Genomic DNA, 20337 nt, shown 5'->3' with positions numbered 1-20337 from the left:
GCGATCTGGTGTGTTCCTAAACCACTTTCATCAGCCGGCGCTCGAAGCGACCGACGCGCACCTGGAGCCACCCGCGGAGTTCGTCGTCTAACTCGGGGTCACCTGTGTCGACGCGCAACACGCCGATGTCGTCCAGTTTCCGCTTCGAGGCGACCACTTCGAGGTCGCACCGGCGAATCACGTCGGGAGAGAGTTGCTGATTGCCGCGGCCGAAGACGAATCCCTGCCCGCCGATGGGTGAGACCACGATGACGTTCTCGTCGCCCAGCGCGTCCAGAATCTCGCGTTCGCTCCCGTCCTCCACGAGCACGGCGTCGTCACGCCAGACGTCGACGCCGAGCGCGGTGCCCTCGAATCCGAGTGCGTCCTTGACCGCGCCGACCGTACTGCCGGGACCGAGAACGTAGGTGACGCCCGCCTGCGCTTCTCGGGCGACGCCTTCGGCGAGACTCTCGACGGTCCCGCCGCCGAGTTGCTTGCTGGCCTGGCGCTGGTCTGCCGCCGGCACCCTGACGACGCCGCGCAGTTCGGTGTGGACCTCACCCTCGCGGTACTCGTCCTCGTCGATGTCGTTGACTTCGGCCGTCTCGGTGTCGGTGTAGGACGCCGCGACCTGGCCCGCGGCGCGCGGCGTGACGCCGAACACCTCGGAATAGACTTTCACGCCAGCCGGCACCCCGAGCACGGGCGTGTCGTCGCCGAGTTCGTCCAGGGTTTCGGCCACGTCGACGGCCGTGCCGTCGCCTCCGACGAACAGGACGAGGTGCACGTCGTTGGCGACCAGATCGCGGACCGCCCGTCGCGTGTCGTCGGCCGTCGTCTCCTCGCCGGCCGGTTCGCCGACGACGACGGGTTCGAAGCCCGCTGCGCGGACGGCGTCGGCCCCCATCGCCCCGCCGTAGGTCAGGACCTCGGTGTCGGGTGCCAGTTCCTGGAGCCGTTCGAGCGCTTCGTGAGCGCGGTCGGGCGCCCGCGGTTCCGCGCCCCGCGCTCGGGCCTCGTCGACTTTCCCGTCGGTTCCCTTGAGCCCCACGCGACCACCCATCCCCGCGATCGGATTGACGACGACGCCGATACGACGCATTACCAGTCGATACTCGTGCCGCCCTCAAAAGGCGTCCGGGCCGCGACTCACTCGCCCATCGCGCCGAGGAGCAAGCGGACGTTCGTCCCCAACGTCGTGACGAGCGCACGGGGGAACCGACGCCGTGCGCCTGCCAGCGCGTCGTCGAGAGCGGCGGCGGCTTCGTCGAGTATTCCCTCGCCGTGGCCGAACAGGATGCGCTCAGGGCTCAGATCGCCGAGTGCCTCCCGTGGCGGGAACAGGCGGTGCGTGAGAAACACGCCGAGTCGCTCGTCGCCGACAGCGTATCCGGGCGCCGTGCCGAGGAGGTCGGGGACGTACAGCGTCCCGTCGCGTTCGCGGTAGGCGATCGCTTCCTCCCAGCCCGGAATCGGTTCACAGCGCCGAACCGAGAACCCGGAGTCGCCGGGCTCGGTGTTGAACCGCTCGACGGGCGCGTCGACGCGCTCTGGGACTCGGCCGAGCCAGTGGGGGACGTGGACGGCGACGTCGTGTCGCCTCGCGATGGCACCGGCGTCCCTGGCGTGATAGCTCGAGAGGACGGCCACGCCGGCGACGTCTCCGAACTCGGCGAGCAGGTCGTCGAGGCGGGGCACGTCCAGCGGATCGAGCAGCCAGACGCCGTCGTCGGCCTCGACGGCGTGGCTCGCCCGTCGGCCGTCCTCGTCCGGGTGCGCGAGCCAGCCGACGCCGCTGTCCCAGCGGTCGATCGCGCGAGACGAACTGGCAGGGGACCGTTCGTAGGCGGGCATACGCGAGCGGTGTCGCCCCGCTGGCATCAATCCACTGTCAGTGGGACTGGGCGGGCGGAGTCCGGGATTGTTAAGATGGAGGGGTTGGAACGGCCGCTTATGAACGTCGTACTCGCAGAACAAGCCGCAAACGCGACCGGAGCCGGTGTGCAAGAGGGAATCATCAACAGTGCCGGAGCCGCGGTCGGCCTCGTGGGCCTCGTTCTGGTGGCCGCCTGGTGGGCGTACTTCTACCGCTGACGCTCACCCGTCGGGTTCCGGCGGATCGACGCGCTCACTGAGCCAGGCGGCCGCCGCATCGACCGCGGCTTCGTCCGTGCTCTCGAACTTGATGCGAACGGGATCGCCGGGATAGCTCCCGACCTTCACGTCGAAGCGCTCGCGGACGTCGCGGATGCGGTCGAGCATCGCGCTCTCGGGCTCGTCGGCCTCGACCGTCGCCGTGTACCGACGCGCTCCCTCGAACTCGTCGGCGACGTCTTCGAACATCGTTTTCATCTCGTCGGGCACGCCCGGCAGGACGTACACGCTATCGATGACGCAGCCGGGGGCGACGCCCGCCCGGTTGGGGAGCATTCGGGCTCCCGCGGGAATCTCGGCGGTTCCCTCGGTCAGGTCCTCGCGAGCGTACCCGCCGTGTTCTTCGAGCCAGTCCAGGACGTCCTCGCTTTTGACCACGTCGCGACCGAACGCAGCGGCGACGCCGTCCATCGTCACGTCGTCGTGGGTCGGTCCCAGCCCGCCCGTGACGACGACGGCGTCGTACTCCGCGCGGTACTCGTTGACCACGCGGGCGATCTCGGCGAGCCGGTCGGGAATGACCGTCACCCGTTCGACGGTCGCCCCGCGCTCGGCGAGGCGGCTCCCCAACCAGGCGGCGTTCGTGTTGACCGTGTCCCCCGCGAGCAACTCGTCTCCCACAGTGACCAGCGCGACACGCATGTCTCCCGGTTGGCGAGCCGCAGGTAAAAGTCCATCAGGTGCCCGTCGACGCGGCGGCGTCCCCGGTCGGATTCAGAGATCTTCGAACGCCGTGTGTCCGGTGTCGAGGTCCTCCGGCTCCGCGTCGTCGTCCGAGTCGTCGACGTCGGCCAGGACGTCCTCGATCTCGAGTTCTTCGGTCCTGATGTCGTCCATGTCCATGTGGTCGATCAGATTGACGAACGAGCCGGGGTCGGGAATCAGGAAGATCCGGATCTGGAACTCGGTGCCCGGGTCAGTGACGTTGACGTGGGAGTCCAGCACGACCGCCAGCGAGTCATTTCTGACGTGCGAGAGGTTGTCCGCCATCAACTTCCGCCCAGTCCCGTGTTCGAGCTGTGGCGTCCCCATCTCGATCGACGACCCCAGCGTGTTCGCCATCCCGTCGATGAACCCCGACGTGAAGATGTTGCACATCTCCTGGAGCGCGCTCTCCTGCAGCTGTGTCAATTCGCCGTCAACTTGGGTCCCGGTCATCTCTTCGGCGATGCTCTCGGCGGTGCCCTCGTTGAACGTCATGATGAAGTCGCCGTAGGGTGGCTCGGTGAGGTTGATCGTCGCCGAGAACACCGACTCGTCGCCGATGTCCTCGGGGATGTCACCGGGCGTGACCAGCGAGAGGCTCTTGACGGCGACCTCGGCGTTGAGTCCAGCGAGCGTTTCGAGCGAGTTCGCGACGTTGCCTGCCCCGCTTTCCATCAACACGTTGATGATACGGAGCTTCCGGACGTCGATAAGCAGGGGCATTCGGTGTCCGACAACGAATGGGAGCAATTAGTGGTTTCGGACGATTCACCTGCGTGAATTCGCGCCGACTGCGTTCACCCCATTCCGGGCGGCGGTCCACCGTCGTTGGAGTCGTCGCCGGTGTCGACGTCCAGCCCGACTTCTTCACGTCGTTGTTCGAGTTCGCGAATCTGCCGGAGGTAATAGAGGACGCCGATAGCGCCCAGCACCAGCATGAGGGCGAACAGGGCACCGAACAGCAGCAGGTCCCGCGCGAGGTACCATCTGACCGAAATCGACCTGGACTGAACGTCGTTCCACGCGACCGTCACGCGGTCGTTTTCGAGCGTCGTCTCGTAGTCCCGTGGACTGACCTGGGCGAGAATCGGGACCCCGACCCGTGCGCCCGGCGGGAGCGTCACCTCGTAGGTGCCACTGACGAAGGTCGGCAGGCCGAACTGTTTGCCCGACCGCGGCGATCGGAAGGCGAGTTTCCCGTCGTCGGCCGGCAGCGAGACGATCGCTTTCTTTCGCTGCAACTCGACGTTCTCGGCCGAGACGTTCGTCACCGTGCCGTTCGGATACCGGAACTTCACGCCCTCGACGTCGAGGGGGTGTCTCGTCCCCAGCGCGTCACGCTGGTAGAGGTCGATCTCCGAGCGGTTCTCGATCGCGTACACGGCGGTGTACTCGTTGCGCGTGACGTTGAACGTCGCGTTGGCGGTCGTGTTCCAGTCGTAACTGACGTTCTGCTCGATCTTCGCCGGATCGGGCTCGCCCGGGCCGAGAATCGTCGAACACCCGGCGAGGGCCGCGACGACCGCGAGCAGGCCGACGCCGACGAGGAGTCGCCGTCGCGTCACGGTACCACGGCGAGCAGCTCCGCCGGCAGGTACCCGCCGATGCTGGCCAGCAGCCCCGGCGGATCGGTCTCCTCGCGACAGACGATGCTCCCCTCCAGCAGTCCGAGTCGCTCGACGGTCACGATGTCCTGGGCGTGGCCCGCACGGTTGACCGTCGCGCGGATCTCCGAGCGCGTCGCGCTGTTGACGTTGACCCGACCAGCGCCACGCGTCCAGTCGTACAGGCGATCACGTTCTTCGTCGGCCAGACGCGGCGGCTCGTCCCAGACGAAGCGGAGCGGCATGTGCTGGACCAGCCCGTAGCGCTTGCGAATCTGCTCGGGCGTTCCCTGTCCGAGACCGAGTTCGCTGGCCGGAATCCGCACTTCCTGGCCGGCGTCGAGAACGAATCCGTCCTCGTCCCAGCCTTCGAGCGTGCCGACGTAGGTTTCGCCGGACTCGAAGTGGGCGGTGATCTCGCCCCACTCCTCGCGGAGCAGGTTCCGGGCGACGACCGCGTCGTCGCCGTCGACGGTCACCGACGGGAAGTCGTCGTCGCGGATTCCGACGTCGACCGTCACGTCCAGATCGCCGACCTCGTTGTCGATCATCGACCGCAGGCTATCGAGCGCCCGGTCGCGGGCGTCGCCACCGACGTACAGCTTCGTTGCGAGGACGACCATCAGGCTTCAGTCTCTGTTTCGACGTTTAGCTCGTCACGGAGTGCCGCGACGCGTTCCTCCATCGCGTCGACGAGCCGCGTGTTTTCCATCGCGTCGACGGGCGAGCCACATTCGGGACACTCGAACCCGAAGTCCATCGCCTCGCCGAACTCGAAGCGGATGCCACAGACCTCACAGAGGTAGAACTCGTTGTCGCGCTCGTACTCGCGGCGCTGTTCCAGCGCGTCCAGGAGGCGGTACATCTCCTCTTCGAGTTTCTCCGGGATCTTGTCGTACTCGAACGTCCAGAGGTAGGTGAGCCACCCGGAGTCCTCGTCGCGGAGACGACGGTAAGTCGCCAGGTCGTTCTCGTAGAGAATGAACAGCGCCCGGCGAACGTCGTTGAGTTCGAGGCCGAGTTCCTCCGCGAGCTCCTCGTCCGTTACCTCGCCGTCCGGCGGTGCCGCAGCGACCGGCATCCCCTTCGGTCCCACCAGTTCGTGGAGGTACTTCTGTATAACCGGGTCCTCCAGGAGTTCCTCAAAAGCCATTGGCTGTTTATCCGAGCGTGAATCGTTTAAAGGCACCGGAGTGTTTTCCACTCTGGAATCCCTCAGCAACACGCAGGTACCCTCTACCCGACAGTCGAACCATGACTCGACCCCTCCGGATTGCCGTCCGTGACCGCCTCTCGTTGCGCAGCGGCCTGTACGCCGTCGGACTCCTCGTTCTCTTTCGGGTCGTCTTCGAGATGGCCTGGGAGACCGTCGGCGTCCTGGCGGCGATCGCCCTCTTCACGGAATCGTTCGATGTCGCTAGCGCCGTTCCCGATCTCGACGAACGGTACCTGCTGTTCGTCTTCAGTCTGTTCCCCATCGGCATCGGCGCGGTGCTGCTCCGGACCGGCGACGATCCCGTTCTCGGTGGCGCCGCCGTCGCGACCGGCGGTTGGCTCCTGCTCGACACCGTGTACAACCTCCGCACCGGGCACCATCCCGGCAGTTCCGACGAGGACATCAAAGCGACTGACGCGATGCTCCTGATGCAGGTCGGGAACCTCGTCGCAGACGAACTGCAGGACGGACCGAAGACGGTGCCGGAACTCGCCGCGGCCTGCGACATGACGGAATCCCGGGTTCGCGACGCGCTGGCGTTCCACGAGCGGGCGGGCACCGCCTACGAGGACGATGGCGAGTGGCACCTCGACGACTCGAAGATCGGTCCCTGGGCGTTCGTTCGGGATAACGCCATTCGAATCGGGGGCCGTCTCGTCCGTCCCTTCCGGCTGTTCGTCCCGTCGTGATTACTCGTCTGCCGGCGCTTCGACGCGCTTGCCGACTTCCTGCGGGATCACGACCTTTTCGGCGTCCTCCCACTCGCGGTCGAGTTCGCGCCCCTCGAACAGCCTGTCGAGAAAGACGGCCAGCGAGGCGATCTCCGAGTGGGGCTGGTTGGTGACGGCGACGTTCCAGTCGGCCCACTCGTACACCTCGAAGGGAACCTTTTCGGCGCCGACGACCACCAGGAGGGGCTGCCGGTCGGCCTGATGCGCGTCGCGGATCTCGGCTTCGACCTCCTGGACTTCGAGCCCGTACATCGTGAGGTGAACGACGCGGCCGTCCCAGTCGCGGACGATCGGTCGCCAGGACTCGACGGTCTCGGTCTCGAAGGGGCCGCCGAAGCGGTCGGTGATGTCGAGTACGGTGTCCGCGCGACTGCTGGCCTGGCCGGCCAGAATCACGCGGTCGGCCCCCAGCGCCCGCGCGGTCAAGCCGACGTGCGTGGTGATGCGCTCGTCGCGGCCCGGGCGGTGGCCGAGTCGGAGCACCGCGACTTCGGGTTCGGTCTGCATACCCGCCCGAACGGTCGTCTGTGGTTAGGGGGTTTCGATACGGCGAGTCAGACTGTCTCTTTGTCCAGGGGCTCGTTCAGACTCTCGGTCGTGAAAAACTCCACGCCGTCCCGTTCGGTGTAGACGCCCATCACCGTGACGACGGGACTGACCCGGCCCAGCAGCATCACGTCGAGGCGGCTCAGGTGACTCTCGTTGTACCCGACGTGGCTGTGAACGTTCCCGATCAGTCGGGGGTTCTGCCCGGCAGCCACCTGGGACGCTGTCTCGGGGATACAGGTGAACGCGATCCGGTCCTCGCGCTGGAATATCGTCTGTGCCCTGACCACCTCCGTCACGCGGATGTGCGTCCGGTTTTTCGACCCGTAGAGACACCAGCCCTCCTCGTGGGTCGTGTTGTACTCACGTTCGATCTCGCGCAGTTCGGACGCGTCGACGACGACAGTCCGGTCGTCGTTGCTGTACGCCGTCTTCCCCATCGACAATCCTACCGAGCCGAAATACCAGACGAACAGCAGCTGCGTCGTGAGCAACGCGACCACGAGGACGGCCGACAGTCTCGCGAGTGCCTGCTTCGTGTATCGGCGTTCGAACCAGTCTGTCAGCCAGGTCAACGGATTCATCGCTTAGCGTCGTCGTCCCCACAGCGTCGGCCGGTAAGGGCCACTTACCGCGACCCTCCCGCTCATCGCCGCTGTGGTAGTTACCGGCCGTGCTCGTGGCGGTAAGAAAACACTACTTTCCCGCTGGTCTACTGTTCATCACCGTTTACTTGCGGCTTCGATGCGCACGCGACTTCCGTTCGAGCGCAGACGGATCGTCAGTCAGGGATCGGTCGGTGATGTCGGCCGACTTCCAAAAGCACTTGGCAAGTGCCGTCCGAGCACAGGCATGGATCTCTCTGGAAAGCGGCTGCTGGTGACGGGGGGCGCAGGGTTCGTGGGGTCGCACCTCTGTGACCGACTCGTCGCGGACAACGAGGTGCGTGTGGTCGACGACCTGTCGAACGGTGATCCGGCGTGGTTGCCGGACGACGTCGAACTCGTCGAGGGCGATCTCACCGACGAGTCCGTCGCCGCCGAAGCCATCACCGCGGATCTCGACATGGTGTTTCACTTCGCCGCCGACAAGAACGCCGCCCGCGACGACGTCGCGCAGTACCGGCTCAACAACCGCCTGACCGAGAACGTCCTCGAACGGATGGACGAGGTCGGCGTCGACAACATCGCCTTCACTTCCTCGTCGACTGTCTACGGGGAAGCGCCGCGCCCGACGCCTGAGGACTTCGCGCCGCTCGAGCCGATCAGTATCTACGGCGCGAGCAAACTCGGCGAAGAGAGCCTCATCTCCGTCTACGCGAAGAGCCACGACATGACCGCGTGGGTGTACCGCTTCGCCAACATCGTCGGCCCCCGCCTCCAGAAGGGCGCGGTCATCCCGGACTTCATCCACAAGCTCCGGGACGATCCCGAGAGCCTGGAAATCCTCGGCGACGGCCGCCAGGAAAAGTCCTACCTCCACATCGACGAGTGCATCGACGCGATGTGTCACGTCGTGGAACACGCCGAGAAGGACTTCAACGTGTACAACCTCGGAACGCGGACGACCACGTCGGTCACCACCATCGCCGACATCGTCGCCGACGAGATGGGCCTCGATCCGGCGTACGAGTTCACCGGCGGCGACCGCGGGTGGGTGGGCGACGTGCCCCGGATGCGCCTCTCGATCGAGAAGTTGGCCGCGCTCGGCTGGGAACCCGCCCAGTCCAGCGACGACGCGGTGCGCCAGGCCGTCCGCGAACTGCTGGACGAACACTGAGAGCAGCCGTCGCTGGACGGAAGTGATTTTTAGGGCCGGTCTCGTAGCCCTCGGCGTGCAAATCGTCGGGTACGACACCGGTGCTGGCGACGACGAGGGCGATCCCGCGCTCTTGCTCTCGACTGACGAGGGCCTCGACCGCCAGGTCCTCACGCCGGGAACTGAACTCGCCTCCACCCTGGACGAGCGTCACTGTGCCGGCTCGATCCAGGACGGCCGCCACGAGGCCTGTGCCAACGACGGGGCGCCCTACTGCGACGAACACACCAGCCGGTGGGCCTGTGCCCGGTGCGTCGGCACCTGTGATCTCCCGCTGCCGTCCTGTCGGGAGGAACACGCCGTCTACCTGGCGGCCTTCGCTCCGGCGACGTTCAAGGTGGGCGTCACGCGCTCCTGGCGACTCGAAACCCGCCTGCGCGAGCAGGGGGCCGACAGAGCGGCCCACGTTCACACCGTCAAAGACGGCCGGGTCGCCCGACAACTCGAGGCCGAGATCGCCATGGACCTCGTCGACCGGGTCCGGGTGCCGACGAAGATCGACGGGCTCCACCGCCAGGTCGACGCAGAGGCCTGGCAGGGCCTGCTGGCCGACTTCGACGTCATCGACCGGTTCGACTTCGAGTACGGACTGCGCCTCTCGGACCGCCCGGTCGAGGAGACGCTGTTGACCGGCACGGTCCGAGGCACGCAGGGTCGCGTGCTCGTGCTCGACAATGGCGGCAGCACCTACGCCGTGGACATGCGCGACCTCGTGGGCTACGAATGCACCGAGGGGAGCACTGATCGCGACCTCCAGTCCAGCCTCGGCGCGTTCGGCTAGCCGGCCGAACGTGGCAATTCTCACACAAGACACATATACGACGATTTCGTCGGTCAGGTCGTGCAACGAGAATGGCCGCTCGTCGGCGGGTTCGTCGCCGTCGTTCTGATCGCCCTGCTGGTCGCGAGCGTCGTTCCCGGCGTCATCGCCGAGCCGGAGACCGACGACCGCGACGCCCTCCAGCTCCAGGACATGGCGGTTTCCCACGGCGCGGTCAGCGGTGAGACGGTGCCGCTGTCGGTCGAAGCGCGCGTCCAGCATAGCGGCGGTCCGTCCGAGAACGTGACGGTGTTTTTCAGAGCCGTGGGCCGTCAGTCGGGACTGGTCGAGACGACTCGAACCGTCGACGTCGGTCGGCTCGCGGACGACCGCGAAGTCCCCGTCACCGCGAATCTCACCGTCGACCGCACCGGTGGCTATCGAATCGACACCGTCGTCTACCGGGACGGTGAGCGGCGCTCCTCGGGGTCGACGTCCGTCGAGGGCGTCGGCAATCTGGTCCCGCGCTACGCCGAAACGAACGTCGCGTTCCACGAGTTCGCCGGCGGCTCGAACGCCCTGCCGGTCATCGAGTACGCCATCGACTCGACGACCGACAGTGAGACGACGCTGAACGTCTCGACGTATCTCACCAACGGCGGTGATTCGCCGTCCGGTGACATGCGACTCGTCCTGAAAGCCCGGCAAGCCGACTCGAACATCCTCGCCGCGGAGAAAGTCGTCCGTGCCGGTCAGATCCCGGCGGGCTCGACGGCCACCCCCCACGCCACGCTGACTGTCCCCGCGAACTACAACTACTACCTCGACGCCGTCCTCTGGAAGGGCGACGTCATCGTCGCGACGGCGCGGTCGGCGGCCAATCTCGATCCCTCCGAGACGATCGCCGTCAATCAGACCCGGCGGGAAGTCGGGCTGGCAGTCGGGGACTTCCAGCGCAACACCGGCGGACCCGATAGCTCCCCTGACGAGTACGGCGAGACGCCGACACCCGAAAGCTCCGGCAGCGGACCTGGATTCGGTCCCGGTCTGGCGCTCGTCGGCCTCCTGGGCGGACTGTTCCTCCTCGCCCGACGAGGTGATGATCGATGACCGACGCTGACTCCGAACCCATGGCAAACTCCGATCCAGATTCGACCGACGACGACCAGTCTCAGTTCCCCGACCCCGGCGACGGTGGTCTCGTGGGCGAAGACGCGACTCGCTACCTCTACTGGGGCGCGTTCGCCACGTTGCTCCTCCTCGCGTTGACCGCGACGGTTCGGTTCTACCTCTCGGCGTCGAACGCGATCGGCATCTGGGTCGCTCCCGATTTCGTCCCCGTCTTCCAGGCCGCGTTCAACCTCGCCGTCGTCCTCGGCTGTGCGGTCGGGCTCTCTGTGCTCGTCCGTCGGATGGCGACGTGACCAGCAGACACGACAACCCTTTTCAGATGGCATCGCCAACCCGTTCCCATGGCAGACGACGACTCTCCAGACGCCGACACCGAGGCCGAAGCAGACAGCGGCAGCGAGGAATCGGAATCCGAGGGGAAGTCCTTCCGCGAGCGCGTCGAGGAAATCCGTCAGCAGCGCGCCGAAGAAGGCGAGGGCGACGACGCCGAGCGCTCCCGCGAGGAGCGCCTCGAAGAGATGATGGGCGGTGGCGGTGGCCCCGGCGGCATGGGCGGCGGCAACCCCTTCGCACAGATGATGGGCGGCATGATGGGTGGCGGTGGCGGCCCCGGCGGCATGGGTCCGGGCGGCCCCGGCGGCATGAGTCCGGGCGGTCCCGGTGGCGAAGGCCGCGGCCGCGAGGAGTCCAGCGGTAGCAGCGAAGAGATGGTCCGCGAAGTGCGCAAACTCCGCGACGAGGTCCACGACGTCCGACGGACCCTCGAACGGATCGCCGAAGCGCTCGAAAACTAACTGTTCTCCGGAGGCGTTCGCCTTCGTTACGCGAGTACCGTTATCCCCTGTAGTCACCCGTTTTCCTGGCCTGGCGCACGCTAAACTCGGCTACGTACGGCTGGCGAAGTCGGCCGGTCAGTGTGGCTTCAGTACTGAATTTCCGTGCAGCGTTCGGAGTCGTATCTGTCGCGACTCGTGTTCGCGGCGTGGGGCAGTCCCGCGACCAGGAGGACGAACGCGAGTGCGACGCTGAACCCGATTTGACGCATGGAGGGCGTTGCCATTGGCTATCTATGGTGTCGAATCAGCTACAAACAACTGTTAGGTAGCTGTCACTCACAACAGCATGTCGTACACGTCGTCGAGAACGTCGACGGCGTGTTCGACGCTGATCTGCTCGCGGCGGTCCAGGCAGTTCTCCCGGAGGGTCTCGCGTTCGGCGATCGTGCGTTCGATGACGTCGGCGAAGGCGTCGGCGTCTCCGGGCGGTGCCCGGTAGCCCGTGACGCCGGTGTCGACCGTGTCCGAGAGCGCTCCGGCGTCGACGGCGGCGATCGGCGTGCCGCAGGCGTTGGCCTCCAGCGCGACCAGTCCCTGGGTTTCGACTGGGCTCGGGAACGCGAAGGCGTCGAGCGACGAGTAGAACGCGGGCATGTCCTCGCGGTCGAGGAAGCCGAGGAACCGAACGTCGGCGTCCGAGTCGGCCGCCAACTCCTCCAGGTGGTCCCGCGCCGGGCCGTCCCCGCCGAAGACGACCGTGACGTCCATCCCGTCGGTCGCCTCGACGATGAGATCGAGTTGCTTCTCGTAGCCGTGGCGGCCGGTGTAGCCGACGAGTGGCTTGCCCGTGTTCAGGTCGTTCTCCCGCCGGAACTGCTCGGTGTCGACCGGAGCGAACGTGTCTGTGTCGACGCCGTTCGGGACGACTTCGATCGGCGTCCGGACCCCCATCTCGCGGAGGTGGTGGCGAGCGGGTTCGCTCGGGACGACGACCATCTCCGCGCGGTTCATGTACCACCGTTCGTACGCCTTCGCTGCCTTCTCGACCGGCGGCCGGAGCCATCCCTCGGCGATGTAGTCGGCGTACTCGGCGGTCGGCGTGTGATACGACGCGACCAGCGGGACGTTGTGCGTGCGGGCGTAGTGGAGGCCAGCCAGTCCCATGACGAACGGCGTGTGCGTGTGGACGAGGTCCGGGTCTGCACCGTTGATCTCCTCGGGAATCGACGGCAGCGCGGCGTGGTACCCGTCGTAGAACGGAAAGGAGACGGAGCGGACGGGAAACTCGTTGGGAGCCGGGTCGTAGTCGTCGGCGCCGGGATAGACGACCGGCATCGAGCCACCGCGGTCCTCCCACCGACCGCGCCAGGTCTTGACGGTGTACGTGACGCCGTTGACCGTCGGCAGATACGTGTCGGTGAAGACGGCAACGGTGGGCATCGTTGTCCCCCTGTTTTCGGACCGGGGCTTAATGCGTTGCGTTGTCATCACTGAGTTCCCGATAGATGTTCGCCAGTCGGTTGCCGACCCGCTCGAGCCCGTGTTCCTCAGCGGTCGCCCGTGCGTTTTTCCCGAGTCGCTCCCGCAGGTCGGGGTTCGCGGCCAGTTCTTCGAGGGCGTCCCGGAACTCGTCTCTCGTCTCGCACTTCAGGCAGTCCTCGCCGTGCGTGTAGAACTCCTCGAACACCGGAATGTCACGCAGGACGACCGCCTTCTCGCAGGCCATCGCTTCCAGGACGGCGATGCCCTGGTTTTCGGCTTTCGTCGGGAACAAGTACACGTCGCCCGCGCCGAACGCGCCCCGAATGTCGTCGACCCAGCCGGTGAACGTCACGTTCTCGGGCGGGTTCTGCGTCCACTTGCGAACGGTCTTCGAGGCGTGTGGCCCCGAGTCGTACGGACCGAACCAGGCGAACTCGTAGTCGGTCTCCTGGGCGAGCCGGCAGAACGTCGTCAGCCCCTTGCGCTCGAAGACGTTCCCGACGGCGAACACGACCATTCCCTCCAGGTCGAACCGCTCGCGGTACTCCTCGCGGAGGTCCTCGTAGCCCTCCAGTGATTCGAGGTCGACGCCGTTGCTGATGGGGCGAATCGGCGCGTCCACGGGGTAGGATTCGATCGTGCGTTTCGTGTACTCGCTGGGGCAGAGGACGAGGTCTGCCTGGGAGTAGAACCACCGGAGATAGTGCCCGAGCGGGCCGGCCAGATAGTTCGATCCCCGGAAACTCTCCGCGAAGTCCTCCTTGGTGACGTGGGAGTGGAGCACCAGCGGGACGTCGTTGCGGCGCGCGTACTGGGCAACTGCGACCGTGCCGGGACCGATCATGTTGCAGTGGGCGACGTCGAAGTCGGCCACCGGGCAGTCGCCGGCGAGCGCGGCACTGAGGCCGTCGCCGGGGCTCCCGCCGGCCCAGGGCGAGGTGAGCACCTCGATGTCGGTTTCGGCGAGTGCGGCACGTTGCTGGTCGACCGACGTGCCGATGCCGCTCCGGTCGAGTTGCGATTCGAGTTCGAGGTAGTTGAGCGCGCGCACAGGCGGGGCGAGACCCCCTCGGGGGAAAATCCTACCGGAACGCCCGAGCGCAACCTATACTGGCCTGCGCCTCGGAGCCAGATACACCCTGCCATGCCCAGCGAGGAGACCATCGCGGCCGAGCGGATCGAGCGCCTCCAGGAGCGTGCACGCGAGGCCACCATCGACGACAAACTCGACCGCTCCCGCGAGTACGTGCGCCGCGCCCGCCGGGTCGCAGAGCGCAACCGACTCTCGCTCCCCCGCGAGTTCAAGCGCTTCACCTGTGACCGCTGTGACGCGTACCTCGTCCCGGGAACGAACGCTCGGGTCCGCACGCAGGACGGCCACGTCGTGATCACCTGTGACTGTGGGGCACACACTCGGTATCCGTACTGACTGGCCGCACCTCGCGACTTGCTGCCGTGCCTCCCAAACCAGTTGGGACAGCCTTTAACGGCCCCGCCACATCACGTCTCTACAAGATGACCGATCAGAACCGCCGCCAGCGGATTCACGAACTCGACGTGACCGTCTGGGTGGGCAAGAACGGTATCGACGCAGTCGTCGACGAACTCTCCGACCAGCTCGCCGAACGGAACCTCGTGAAGGTGAAGTTCCTCCGCGCGTCCCGGGGCGGGACCACGACCGAGGAACTGGCCGAAGACCTCGCCGAGGCCGTCAACGCGGACCTCGTCAGGACCCGGGGGCACACGGCGGTGCTAGAGCGGTAATGGTCCCGCTCCAGACCGGGTCGACAGTAGTCGCCGAACTCCTCACCCGAGCTGGAGTCCCCGGCGAGTTCGCCGGCGCCATCGGGTCGGCGATCACGTTCGTCGTCTCCTTTTTCGCCCTGTACTTCGTCGGCCGGCTCACCGTCAGTCCGCTGATCAGTCGCGTCCTGAACGGCCGCGGACTCGACGCCCACGCGCGGAAACCGCTCGTCAAGATCACGCGCATCCTCATCGTCTTTGTCGCAGTGTCTGTCGCTTTCGCACTCGCCGGGTACGGCGACTTCTTGCAGTCGCTCGCGACCGTCGCGGCGGCGGCCACGCTGGCCATCGGCTTCGCCATGCAGGACGTCATCGCCAACTTCGTCGCCGGCGTGTTCATCTTCACGGACAGGCCGTTCCGCATCGGCGACTGGATCGAGTGGGACGACCAGTCCGGCGTCGTCGAGGACATCAGCCTCCGGGTCACCCGCGTGCGCACGTTCGACAACGAACTCCTGACCGTGCCGAACTCCGTGCTCACCGATGGCGTCATCAAGAACCCCGTCGCCAAGGAGCAACTCCGTCTCAAGTTCGTCTTCGGCATCGGCTACGACGACGACATCGACAGAGCCACCGAGATCATCGTCGAGGAAGCCGAGGCCCACGACGAGATCATGGAGGACCCCGCGCCGTCCGTGCGCCTGGTCGAACTCGGCGACTCCTCGGTCGGCCTGCAGTCCCGTATCTGGATCGACAACCCGTCGCGCGGTGACTTCGTCAAGACCCGCGGCGAGTACGTCCAGGCGGTCAAGGAGCGCTTCGACGCCGAAGACATCAACATGCCGTATCCCAACCGGACCATCGGCGGCGGCCTCGAACTCTCGAACGTGGACGCGCTCGCAGAGCCGGCGGCCGACGACTGATCTCTTTCACGTCCTCGGTCACTGCCCGACCTGGGCGTCACCCTGAGCAAACCCTGTTCCCACGACATTGAGAGCGCGTCAGAACTTCTCCTGCCGGCGTTTAACGGTTCTAAGCCGGATTCAACCGCACGGGTGTACTGCCTCCCGCTCGGCGCTCGGCAAACGGACGGCCGAAAAATCTGCTCAATGCGTGTGCCCACTGACCGCTATGAATTCTATCAGAGGTGAATACTGGTGTGAGCTGGTTGCTGAATACAGAGCGCGTATCCTGCAGAGAACCAATACTATAGCGTCCGTTCACCCTTCAAATTCTTCGTCCTGAGACTCGTATATCAACGTCAATCTACCGGACGTTGGCCTTCGCGCAGCATCGCGGATCGTCTCGAACTGCGCCAACATCTCCGTCGAATCGTTCGACCCCTCGCGTCGCGTCCGGGATTCCTCTCGGAGCGAATCGTACAGACGGTTCATCAGGCGCTTGACGGCGTACGCGTCCGTTTTCGAATCGATATCGAAGACGGCCGTATACTCATCCATGCTCAGAATAGGATCGCCAACTGAATAACGGTTGTCCGAAAACTCGCGGCGGCGTCCGCGAGAGTCCCTGGCCCCGTTGATATCACCCCCGGCTCGCAGTTATCGCTATTCGTCTTCGTCGTCGAAATCCTTCGCCAGTTCGACGATCTCTACTTCCCAGTCGTGTGTCGATCCTCGCGTTCGAAACTCCCAGGCACCGCGGACGTCCACGTCAGCCTTGATGGCCTTCTCGACTGCCTCGGCGAGTACAGCTTCGAACTCGGCAGCACTGGAGATCGAAACGTCATGAAATTGATCGCGTGTCATGGTGAATGGGCCACGATCCTCAACCCGAAGATATGGGGGCTAAGCCACGACCACATCAACACCACCAGGGTCACACTTCGCGCAGGGCATTCGGTCCAGTAATTTAGAGGGGTGCCACGACCATATGTCTGCCGTTCTGCATGGTACACCATGCTGCCTAGTCGGGGATGGTACACCAGGCCAGCCATATTTACCCGTCTCGGACCCGACTTTCTAGCAAGGAATGGCCGTCATCGCGCATCTTCGGATCCCAGCCAGCTCGTTCGAGCTCGGTCGGATCCTCGAATTGGAAGTCGGTGGGACGATCGAGCTCGAAAACATGGTCCCGCTGGGTGAGAAAGCCGTCCCGTTTTTCTCGGTGAGCGACGAGGTCCGCGAATCGTTCGAGGAAAACGTCGAGAATCATCCGTCGGTCGACCGCATTATCGAGATGACGCGACACGACGGCGAGCGACTGTATTCACTGGACTGGAACGTGGCCCGCGACGTCTTCTTTCAGGGCATCATCGAACTCGAAGGACAGCTTCTGAGCGCCACCGGAACGACCGACACGTGGGAATTCGAGATTCGGTTTCCAACCCACGAGACGCTCAGTGGATTTCAAGAATACTGCTCGAACGCCCACGTCCCCCTCGAAGTCGGACGCGTGTACAATCCCGTTCGGCCGGGGACTGGTATGTGGTACGGGGTGACAAAAGCCCAGCGTGAAACGCTCATACGCGCTGTCCACGGTGGCTACTACTCGATCCCGCGACGGATGTCAACGCAGGATCTGGCCGATGATCTTGACATCTCGGATCAGGCCGTGACAGAGCGACTACGCCGTGCGATCGAGACACTCACTGAAAACACGCTCATCATGATGGAAGAGGAACTCACGGAGGAGTTCGAGCCAACCCAGGAATCCTGATCGTCTCAACAGCCCGCCTCGAAAGGGGCGTGCAGATCACCGCCACGGGTGCGATTGATTAGCGACATTGTCTACCATGCACCGAAGGGAACCGGGTGGGGAACCTCTGTACGCATGTGAGAGCTAGAATGGGGTTTGATCAAGTTGCAGATGCACTCCGGGACCAAGCGCGGCGGCATATACTTGTGTTATTACTGGATCACAATCCCGTGAAACTATCAGCAGTCGTCGCGAAGAACGATCCTCGAGAGGACGAGAAACTAGAGGTTCAGCTCATCCACACCCATCTTCCAAGACTCGACGACATGGACTACATTGGGTGGAACAGGGACCACGGAACGATCGTAAAGGGGTCAAACTGGGAAGAAATCGAACCGGTGGTTCGATTACTCCGCAACAATAGGGAACAGATCCCTCCCGACACGTTCTAACGCTCTCAAAAGAGATCGCGCGTACTCTGCGGACTACACGCTCTGTCTCTCGCACGCCTTTCTTGCCAGATGAGGTGGATATTGGCGACCAGCGTTCGCAATCACCAGCCTGTACTGTGCACCGGCGTCCGCGCGACCGCAGGGAGCGCGGTCCACCGGACGTGAGGCCGCAGGCCGAGCGTCCGGGACGCTTTTGTACTACATTTTTGCAAATAGGGTATCGCAGCGAGTGTTACCGAGCGAGGATACCCCTATTGCAGTAAAATTTCAGATGAATGCGGACCCCGGGTTTGCCCGGCGTTCGGACGTGGGTAAGCCCGCGCACCTCCTCCACCCCGCGACCCTACGAGCGACGGGTGTCCAGGGATCCGTTGCTCGCTTCCGCGCCTGGCGGGTTGTCCCCGGCTAACCGCGATGGGCCGCCCCTGCAGGCGAACCATCGGGGACCGCCGCCCCCGCAGGACGAGGCTTCGAAGTTGGCTTGCGGGGCCCACGCCCGTCTGACCGGACGCCCCCGAGCTTCGGTCCCCGCTAAAGACCATAACGCGGGTTGTGAGCAGGGCCTAACTGCCCGACCTAGTCCATCCGATCATACTTCGGAGCCACTTAAGGGCCTTTCGGAACCGGGAGCGCCCCGTCCCTCACTTACAGGACCCCGAGAGCGCGACTGAACCAGGCCGCACTGGCCGGTACGGCTGCCGCAACGGCCGTGACCACCCAGCGATGGTTCGACGTGATCGCGACTGTATCGACGCGCACCGTCAGTGCCCAGGCGAGAGCGATGATCGCGATGAACGTCCCGAGCGCCAGTGCGACGCCGGCAGCGAGTTCGGGATCGGTCCGTCCCTCGCGGCCTGCGGCGAAGACGATGATCGTGATGAGTGCGAACAGTCCCGCCAGGAGCGGATTGATCGCCCCGGACGCGTAATACGCGCTCACGCCCGTGGTCGAATCGGTTAGCACGTACGGCGCACCCAACGCGATCAGGAACCCGACTGAAGCGACGACGCCGACGAGCGGCGCGACCCGAAGATCGTCCATACCTCGGTCTGTGGCCCCACCGGACTTAATCGCGGCGTTCTCGCCGACCAGCAGCCGAAACGGCCACAATCCTCCACGCAGAATGACCGGTATGGTCGGACTCGGCGACACGAAAAAGAAGATTCAGAAGATAGTCGACTCGGCGGAGAAAACGTACGCGAAACTGAACGAACTACGCGAACAGGTCGAGGACCTCCGAGCGAAGGTCGACAAGACTAGCGAGTCGGTCGACCGCATGGACCACGAACTCGACGAACAGCGCGCCCTGCTCGAAGCACTCGCAGCCGAGGAAGGGATCGACGTCGACCAGGTCCTCGCGGACGCCGCGATCGAAGAGGCCGACGCGGACGAGTCGGCGACCGAAGCGAGCGACGCCGCCGGTGGCACTGCGGCCGAACCCGAGGACTAACCTCTCGAGCGCGAACGGAGCGGCCGTTCGGCTCCTTTCAGCCCTTCAGCCGTCGGTGCTCCACCTTGAGACACTTGTCCTGGACGACGCGACGACCGGCAGCCTCGGCCCGCGCGGCCGCCTCGTCGTCGCTGATCCCGAGCTGGGTCCAGATGGCCTCGACGTCGTCCCGTTGCAGCGACTCGTCGACGATGCCGGCGACTTCCTCGCTCGGCCGAAAGACGTCGACCAGCTCGATCTCCTCGTCCACTGCGGCCAGCGAGTCGTACGCGGTCCGTCCAAGAATCTCGTCGGCGAAAGGATTCACCGGCACGATCTCGTAGCCGTGGTCCTGCATGTAGCGAGGGATCTCGTGTGCGTCCTTTCCCGGCGTTGACGAACACCCGACGACGGCGATCGGGTCCAGATCGAGTATCGCGCTGAGCTCGGCGTCGTTGTCGACGGGCATGGCTACTCGGAGTCGTCCCCGGGAGAAAAGACTACTGCCGGACTCAGGGGCCGACGGCGCTCGTGTCGACGCCGGGCAGTTGCAGTGAGACGTTCCGATCCTCGTCGGTCCGCACGACGCCGTCGTACAACTGCTTGAGCGTGTTCATCGTCTCTTCGTCGTGTGCCGTGGACTCGATGACGTGAATGCCGATGGCGTCAGCGTTCTCGATGCGGCTCGTGAACACGTGCATGAACCGGAAGACGGTCTGGAGGTTCGAGTACAGCAACAGCGTCGAGAGCGAATCCAGCATCACGCGATTCTTCGTGACGTTGCGGTCGCGGTAGAACTCCTCGACGAACTCGGAGAACTTGATCCCGATTCCCGTCATGTCCACCGGTGACGACGCGTATTTCACGACCTCGGAGTCCCGGACGGACTGCCCCTGGTGTTTCGTCACGCAGTCGACGATTCCGAGGTTCGCCGCCTCTGGATCGCTCAGAATCGACCGAAAGTCCTCCTGAATCCGTTTCGAGTTGTCTCTGGTCGTGACGATGAGTGACCCCTCTCCCGCTTTCGATCCCCGTTCGAGTGCTCGCATCGCCAGCTCGCGCTTGCCAGTCAGCGGCGGGCCAGCGACGAGGAGGTTAGTGCCGGGGTCTACCGTCGCGTCTCCGAAATCCGAACCCAATTCGTACATGGAAA

Annotated in this window: 30 protein-coding genes and 1 other RNA gene; 13 read left to right on the top strand and 18 right to left on the bottom strand. The window is 65.0% G+C overall.

Features of this window, described 5'->3' with window-relative positions; genetic code table 11:
• Positions 1–16: 16 nt before the first annotated feature.
• Positions 17–1084, bottom strand: a complete 1068-nt coding sequence (locus MU553_RS15245; RefSeq protein WP_247378907.1) for an ATP-NAD kinase family protein — start codon at positions 1082–1084, stop codon at positions 17–19.
• A 47-nt stretch (positions 1085–1131) separates the two neighbouring features.
• Positions 1132–1836, bottom strand: coding sequence for a hypothetical protein (locus MU553_RS15240; protein WP_247378905.1), 705 nt, complete (start codon positions 1834–1836; stop codon positions 1132–1134).
• A gap of 99 nt (positions 1837–1935) precedes the next feature.
• On the opposite strand from MU553_RS15240, the gene MU553_RS15235 reads away from it, so the two are divergent.
• Positions 1936–2076 carry a hypothetical protein gene (locus MU553_RS15235; protein WP_247378903.1) on the top strand — a complete coding sequence of 47 codons (141 nt, stop codon included), beginning with the start codon at positions 1936–1938 and terminating at the stop codon, positions 2074–2076.
• Between the two features lie 3 nt (positions 2077–2079).
• Here MU553_RS15235 and MU553_RS15230 read toward each other — a convergent pair whose 3' ends face one another.
• The 5 genes from MU553_RS15230 to tfe form a co-directional block, all read right to left on the bottom strand.
• On the bottom strand, positions 2080–2778 hold the full coding sequence (locus MU553_RS15230) for a competence/damage-inducible protein A (protein ID WP_247378901.1): 699 nt from the start codon (positions 2776–2778) through the stop codon (positions 2080–2082).
• Between the two features lie 72 nt (positions 2779–2850).
• A complete protein-coding gene (locus tag MU553_RS15225) occupies positions 2851–3564 on the bottom strand; it encodes a chemotaxis protein CheC (protein WP_247378899.1) in 714 nt (237 codons plus the stop codon).
• A gap of 74 nt (positions 3565–3638) precedes the next feature.
• Entirely contained in the window at positions 3639–4406 is a 768-nt protein-coding gene (locus tag MU553_RS15220) for a DUF5803 family protein (RefSeq protein WP_247378897.1), read from the bottom strand.
• Complete coding sequence (locus MU553_RS15215; RefSeq protein ID WP_247378895.1) at positions 4403–5068, bottom strand: DUF2110 family protein; 666 nt, start codon at positions 5066–5068, stop codon at positions 4403–4405. Before MU553_RS15215 ends, MU553_RS15220 begins: the two co-directional genes overlap by 4 nt.
• A complete protein-coding gene (gene tfe, locus MU553_RS15210) occupies positions 5068–5598 on the bottom strand; it encodes a transcription factor E (protein WP_247378893.1) in 531 nt (176 codons plus the stop codon). The genes MU553_RS15215 and tfe overlap by 1 nt, the downstream gene beginning before the upstream one ends.
• 101 nt (positions 5599–5699) lie before the next feature.
• Between tfe and MU553_RS15205 the strand changes: the two genes are divergently transcribed.
• A complete protein-coding gene (locus tag MU553_RS15205) occupies positions 5700–6350 on the top strand; it encodes a hypothetical protein (RefSeq protein ID WP_247378891.1) in 651 nt (216 codons plus the stop codon).
• Here the strand turns inward: MU553_RS15205 and MU553_RS15200 are convergent, their stop codons facing one another.
• Entirely contained in the window at positions 6351–6899 is a 549-nt protein-coding gene (locus MU553_RS15200) for a tRNA (cytidine(56)-2'-O)-methyltransferase (protein WP_247378888.1), read from the bottom strand.
• 47 nt (positions 6900–6946) lie between these two features.
• On the bottom strand, positions 6947–7522 hold the full coding sequence (locus MU553_RS15195; RefSeq protein WP_247378886.1) for a hypothetical protein: 576 nt from the start codon (positions 7520–7522) through the stop codon (positions 6947–6949).
• A 268-nt stretch (positions 7523–7790) separates the two neighbouring features.
• Between MU553_RS15195 and MU553_RS15190 the strand changes: the two genes are divergently transcribed.
• Genes MU553_RS15190 through MU553_RS15170 form a run of 5 tightly spaced genes read left to right on the top strand, consistent with a single transcriptional unit; the run spans position 7791 to position 11441 of the window.
• Complete coding sequence (locus MU553_RS15190) at positions 7791–8717, top strand: NAD-dependent epimerase/dehydratase family protein (protein WP_247378883.1); 927 nt, start codon at positions 7791–7793, stop codon at positions 8715–8717.
• 55 nt (positions 8718–8772) lie between these two features.
• Entirely contained in the window at positions 8773–9537 is a 765-nt protein-coding gene (locus tag MU553_RS15185; RefSeq protein ID WP_247378881.1) for a DUF2797 domain-containing protein, read from the top strand.
• 60 nt (positions 9538–9597) lie between these two features.
• Positions 9598–10626 carry a DUF7490 domain-containing protein gene (locus tag MU553_RS23795; RefSeq protein ID WP_247378879.1) on the top strand — a complete coding sequence of 343 codons (1029 nt, stop codon included), beginning with the start codon at positions 9598–9600 and terminating at the stop codon, positions 10624–10626.
• On the top strand, positions 10623–10940 hold the full coding sequence (locus MU553_RS15175) for a DUF8060 family membrane protein (RefSeq protein ID WP_247378876.1): 318 nt from the start codon (positions 10623–10625) through the stop codon (positions 10938–10940). Before MU553_RS23795 ends, MU553_RS15175 begins: the two co-directional genes overlap by 4 nt.
• A 48-nt stretch (positions 10941–10988) precedes the next feature.
• The gene (locus MU553_RS15170) at positions 10989–11441 is read left to right on the top strand and encodes a hypothetical protein (protein WP_247378873.1); all 453 of its coding nucleotides are present in this window, start codon (positions 10989–10991) and stop codon (positions 11439–11441) included.
• Positions 11442–11569: 128 nt separating this feature from the next.
• On the opposite strand, the gene MU553_RS15165 is transcribed toward MU553_RS15170, so the two are convergent.
• The 3 genes from MU553_RS15165 to MU553_RS15155 are packed head-to-tail and all read right to left on the bottom strand — an operon-like array spanning position 11570 to position 13956.
• Positions 11570–11707 carry a hypothetical protein gene (locus MU553_RS15165; RefSeq protein ID WP_247378870.1) on the bottom strand — a complete coding sequence of 46 codons (138 nt, stop codon included), beginning with the start codon at positions 11705–11707 and terminating at the stop codon, positions 11570–11572.
• A 52-nt stretch (positions 11708–11759) separates the two neighbouring features.
• The gene (locus tag MU553_RS15160; RefSeq protein ID WP_247378868.1) at positions 11760–12863 is read right to left on the bottom strand and encodes a glycosyltransferase; all 1104 of its coding nucleotides are present in this window, start codon (positions 12861–12863) and stop codon (positions 11760–11762) included.
• Positions 12864–12891: 28 nt separating this feature from the next.
• Positions 12892–13956: a glycosyltransferase family 4 protein gene (locus MU553_RS15155; RefSeq protein ID WP_247378866.1), complete on the bottom strand. Its 1065-nt coding sequence runs from the start codon at positions 13954–13956 to the stop codon at positions 12892–12894.
• 93 nt (positions 13957–14049) lie between these two features.
• On the opposite strand from MU553_RS15155, the gene MU553_RS15150 reads away from it, so the two are divergent.
• From MU553_RS15150 to MU553_RS15140, 3 genes are all read left to right on the top strand, one after another.
• A complete protein-coding gene (locus tag MU553_RS15150; protein ID WP_247378864.1) occupies positions 14050–14334 on the top strand; it encodes a ribonuclease P protein component 4 in 285 nt (94 codons plus the stop codon).
• 86 nt (positions 14335–14420) lie between these two features.
• Complete coding sequence (locus tag MU553_RS15145) at positions 14421–14669, top strand: YhbY family RNA-binding protein (RefSeq protein WP_247378862.1); 249 nt, start codon at positions 14421–14423, stop codon at positions 14667–14669.
• Positions 14669–15571 (top strand): mechanosensitive ion channel family protein, encoded by a 903-nt coding sequence (locus MU553_RS15140; protein ID WP_247378860.1) that lies wholly within the window; start codon positions 14669–14671, stop codon positions 15569–15571. The genes MU553_RS15145 and MU553_RS15140 overlap by 1 nt, the downstream gene beginning before the upstream one ends.
• A gap of 297 nt (positions 15572–15868) precedes the next feature.
• Here the strand turns inward: MU553_RS15140 and MU553_RS15135 are convergent, their stop codons facing one another.
• The gene (locus MU553_RS15135; protein ID WP_247378858.1) at positions 15869–16108 is read right to left on the bottom strand and encodes a hypothetical protein; all 240 of its coding nucleotides are present in this window, start codon (positions 16106–16108) and stop codon (positions 15869–15871) included.
• Positions 16109–16213: 105 nt separating this feature from the next.
• Positions 16214–16414: a hypothetical protein gene (locus MU553_RS15130; RefSeq protein ID WP_247378855.1), complete on the bottom strand. Its 201-nt coding sequence runs from the start codon at positions 16412–16414 to the stop codon at positions 16214–16216.
• 223 nt (positions 16415–16637) lie between these two features.
• Between MU553_RS15130 and MU553_RS15125 the strand changes: the two genes are divergently transcribed.
• Positions 16638–17324: a helix-turn-helix domain-containing protein gene (locus tag MU553_RS15125; protein WP_247378853.1), complete on the top strand. Its 687-nt coding sequence runs from the start codon at positions 16638–16640 to the stop codon at positions 17322–17324.
• 128 nt (positions 17325–17452) lie between these two features.
• On the top strand, positions 17453–17755 hold the full coding sequence (locus tag MU553_RS15120) for a DUF7344 domain-containing protein (protein WP_379814985.1): 303 nt from the start codon (positions 17453–17455) through the stop codon (positions 17753–17755).
• Positions 17756–18024: 269 nt separating this feature from the next.
• On the opposite strand, the gene ffs is transcribed toward MU553_RS15120, so the two are convergent.
• Both ffs and MU553_RS15110 read right to left on the bottom strand, forming a co-directional pair.
• An RNA gene (ffs, locus tag MU553_RS15115) (signal recognition particle sRNA) lies at positions 18025–18342 on the bottom strand.
• A 58-nt stretch (positions 18343–18400) separates the two neighbouring features.
• Positions 18401–18796 carry a DUF7548 family protein gene (locus MU553_RS15110; RefSeq protein ID WP_247378849.1) on the bottom strand — a complete coding sequence of 132 codons (396 nt, stop codon included), beginning with the start codon at positions 18794–18796 and terminating at the stop codon, positions 18401–18403.
• A gap of 91 nt (positions 18797–18887) precedes the next feature.
• Here MU553_RS15110 and MU553_RS15105 point away from each other — a divergent pair, with 91 nt between their 5' ends.
• Complete coding sequence (locus MU553_RS15105; RefSeq protein WP_247378847.1) at positions 18888–19205, top strand: DUF5798 family protein; 318 nt, start codon at positions 18888–18890, stop codon at positions 19203–19205.
• A gap of 37 nt (positions 19206–19242) precedes the next feature.
• On the opposite strand, the gene MU553_RS15100 is transcribed toward MU553_RS15105, so the two are convergent.
• On the bottom strand, positions 19243–19653 hold the full coding sequence (locus tag MU553_RS15100; protein ID WP_247378844.1) for a CoA-binding protein: 411 nt from the start codon (positions 19651–19653) through the stop codon (positions 19243–19245).
• A 43-nt stretch (positions 19654–19696) separates the two neighbouring features.
• Positions 19697–20332 (bottom strand): RAD55 family ATPase, encoded by a 636-nt coding sequence (locus tag MU553_RS15095; protein WP_247378841.1) that lies wholly within the window; start codon positions 20330–20332, stop codon positions 19697–19699.
• Positions 20333–20337: the final 5 nt, after the last annotated feature.

Source organism: Halorientalis brevis (genome assembly GCF_023077655.1).
The sequence above is the reverse complement of the archived record's forward strand: the minus strand, read 5'-3'. Positions and strand labels throughout refer to the sequence as shown.

What these genes read in the sequence shown, in the direction of transcription:
- MU553_RS15245 (WP_247378907.1), bottom strand. Translation starts at nt 1,084, where the DNA reads ATGCGTCGTATCGGCGTCGTCGTCAATCCGATCGCGGGGATGGGTGGT.
- MU553_RS15240 (WP_247378905.1), bottom strand. Translation starts at nt 1,836, where the DNA reads ATGCCCGCCTACGAACGGTCCCCTGCCAGTTCGTCTCGCGCGATCGAC.
- MU553_RS15235 (WP_247378903.1), top strand. Translation starts at nt 1,936, where the DNA reads ATGAACGTCGTACTCGCAGAACAAGCCGCAAACGCGACCGGAGCCGGT.
- MU553_RS15230 (WP_247378901.1), bottom strand. Translation starts at nt 2,778, where the DNA reads ATGCGTGTCGCGCTGGTCACTGTGGGAGACGAGTTGCTCGCGGGGGAC.
- MU553_RS15225 (WP_247378899.1), bottom strand. Translation starts at nt 3,564, where the DNA reads ATGCCCCTGCTTATCGACGTCCGGAAGCTCCGTATCATCAACGTGTTG.
- MU553_RS15215 (WP_247378895.1), bottom strand. Translation starts at nt 5,068, where the DNA reads ATGGTCGTCCTCGCAACGAAGCTGTACGTCGGTGGCGACGCCCGCGAC.
- tfe (WP_247378893.1), bottom strand. Translation starts at nt 5,598, where the DNA reads ATGGCTTTTGAGGAACTCCTGGAGGACCCGGTTATACAGAAGTACCTC.
- MU553_RS15205 (WP_247378891.1), top strand. Translation starts at nt 5,700, where the DNA reads ATGACTCGACCCCTCCGGATTGCCGTCCGTGACCGCCTCTCGTTGCGC.
- MU553_RS15200 (WP_247378888.1), bottom strand. Translation starts at nt 6,899, where the DNA reads ATGCAGACCGAACCCGAAGTCGCGGTGCTCCGACTCGGCCACCGCCCG.
- MU553_RS15195 (WP_247378886.1), bottom strand. Translation starts at nt 7,522, where the DNA reads ATGAATCCGTTGACCTGGCTGACAGACTGGTTCGAACGCCGATACACG.
- MU553_RS15190 (WP_247378883.1), top strand. Translation starts at nt 7,791, where the DNA reads ATGGATCTCTCTGGAAAGCGGCTGCTGGTGACGGGGGGCGCAGGGTTC.
- MU553_RS15175 (WP_247378876.1), top strand. Translation starts at nt 10,623, where the DNA reads ATGACCGACGCTGACTCCGAACCCATGGCAAACTCCGATCCAGATTCG.
- MU553_RS15170 (WP_247378873.1), top strand. Translation starts at nt 10,989, where the DNA reads ATGGCAGACGACGACTCTCCAGACGCCGACACCGAGGCCGAAGCAGAC.
- MU553_RS15165 (WP_247378870.1), bottom strand. Translation starts at nt 11,707, where the DNA reads ATGGCAACGCCCTCCATGCGTCAAATCGGGTTCAGCGTCGCACTCGCG.
- MU553_RS15160 (WP_247378868.1), bottom strand. Translation starts at nt 12,863, where the DNA reads ATGCCCACCGTTGCCGTCTTCACCGACACGTATCTGCCGACGGTCAAC.
- MU553_RS15150 (WP_247378864.1), top strand. Translation starts at nt 14,050, where the DNA reads ATGCCCAGCGAGGAGACCATCGCGGCCGAGCGGATCGAGCGCCTCCAG.
- MU553_RS15145 (WP_247378862.1), top strand. Translation starts at nt 14,421, where the DNA reads ATGACCGATCAGAACCGCCGCCAGCGGATTCACGAACTCGACGTGACC.
- MU553_RS15140 (WP_247378860.1), top strand. Translation starts at nt 14,669, where the DNA reads ATGGTCCCGCTCCAGACCGGGTCGACAGTAGTCGCCGAACTCCTCACC.
- MU553_RS15135 (WP_247378858.1), bottom strand. Translation starts at nt 16,108, where the DNA reads ATGGATGAGTATACGGCCGTCTTCGATATCGATTCGAAAACGGACGCG.
- MU553_RS15130 (WP_247378855.1), bottom strand. Translation starts at nt 16,414, where the DNA reads ATGACACGCGATCAATTTCATGACGTTTCGATCTCCAGTGCTGCCGAG.
- MU553_RS15125 (WP_247378853.1), top strand. Translation starts at nt 16,638, where the DNA reads ATGGCCGTCATCGCGCATCTTCGGATCCCAGCCAGCTCGTTCGAGCTC.
- MU553_RS15120 (WP_379814985.1), top strand. Translation starts at nt 17,453, where the DNA reads ATGGGGTTTGATCAAGTTGCAGATGCACTCCGGGACCAAGCGCGGCGG.
- MU553_RS15110 (WP_247378849.1), bottom strand. Translation starts at nt 18,796, where the DNA reads ATGGACGATCTTCGGGTCGCGCCGCTCGTCGGCGTCGTCGCTTCAGTC.
- MU553_RS15105 (WP_247378847.1), top strand. Translation starts at nt 18,888, where the DNA reads ATGGTCGGACTCGGCGACACGAAAAAGAAGATTCAGAAGATAGTCGAC.
- MU553_RS15100 (WP_247378844.1), bottom strand. Translation starts at nt 19,653, where the DNA reads ATGCCCGTCGACAACGACGCCGAGCTCAGCGCGATACTCGATCTGGAC.
- MU553_RS15095 (WP_247378841.1), bottom strand. Translation starts at nt 20,332, where the DNA reads ATGTACGAATTGGGTTCGGATTTCGGAGACGCGACGGTAGACCCCGGC.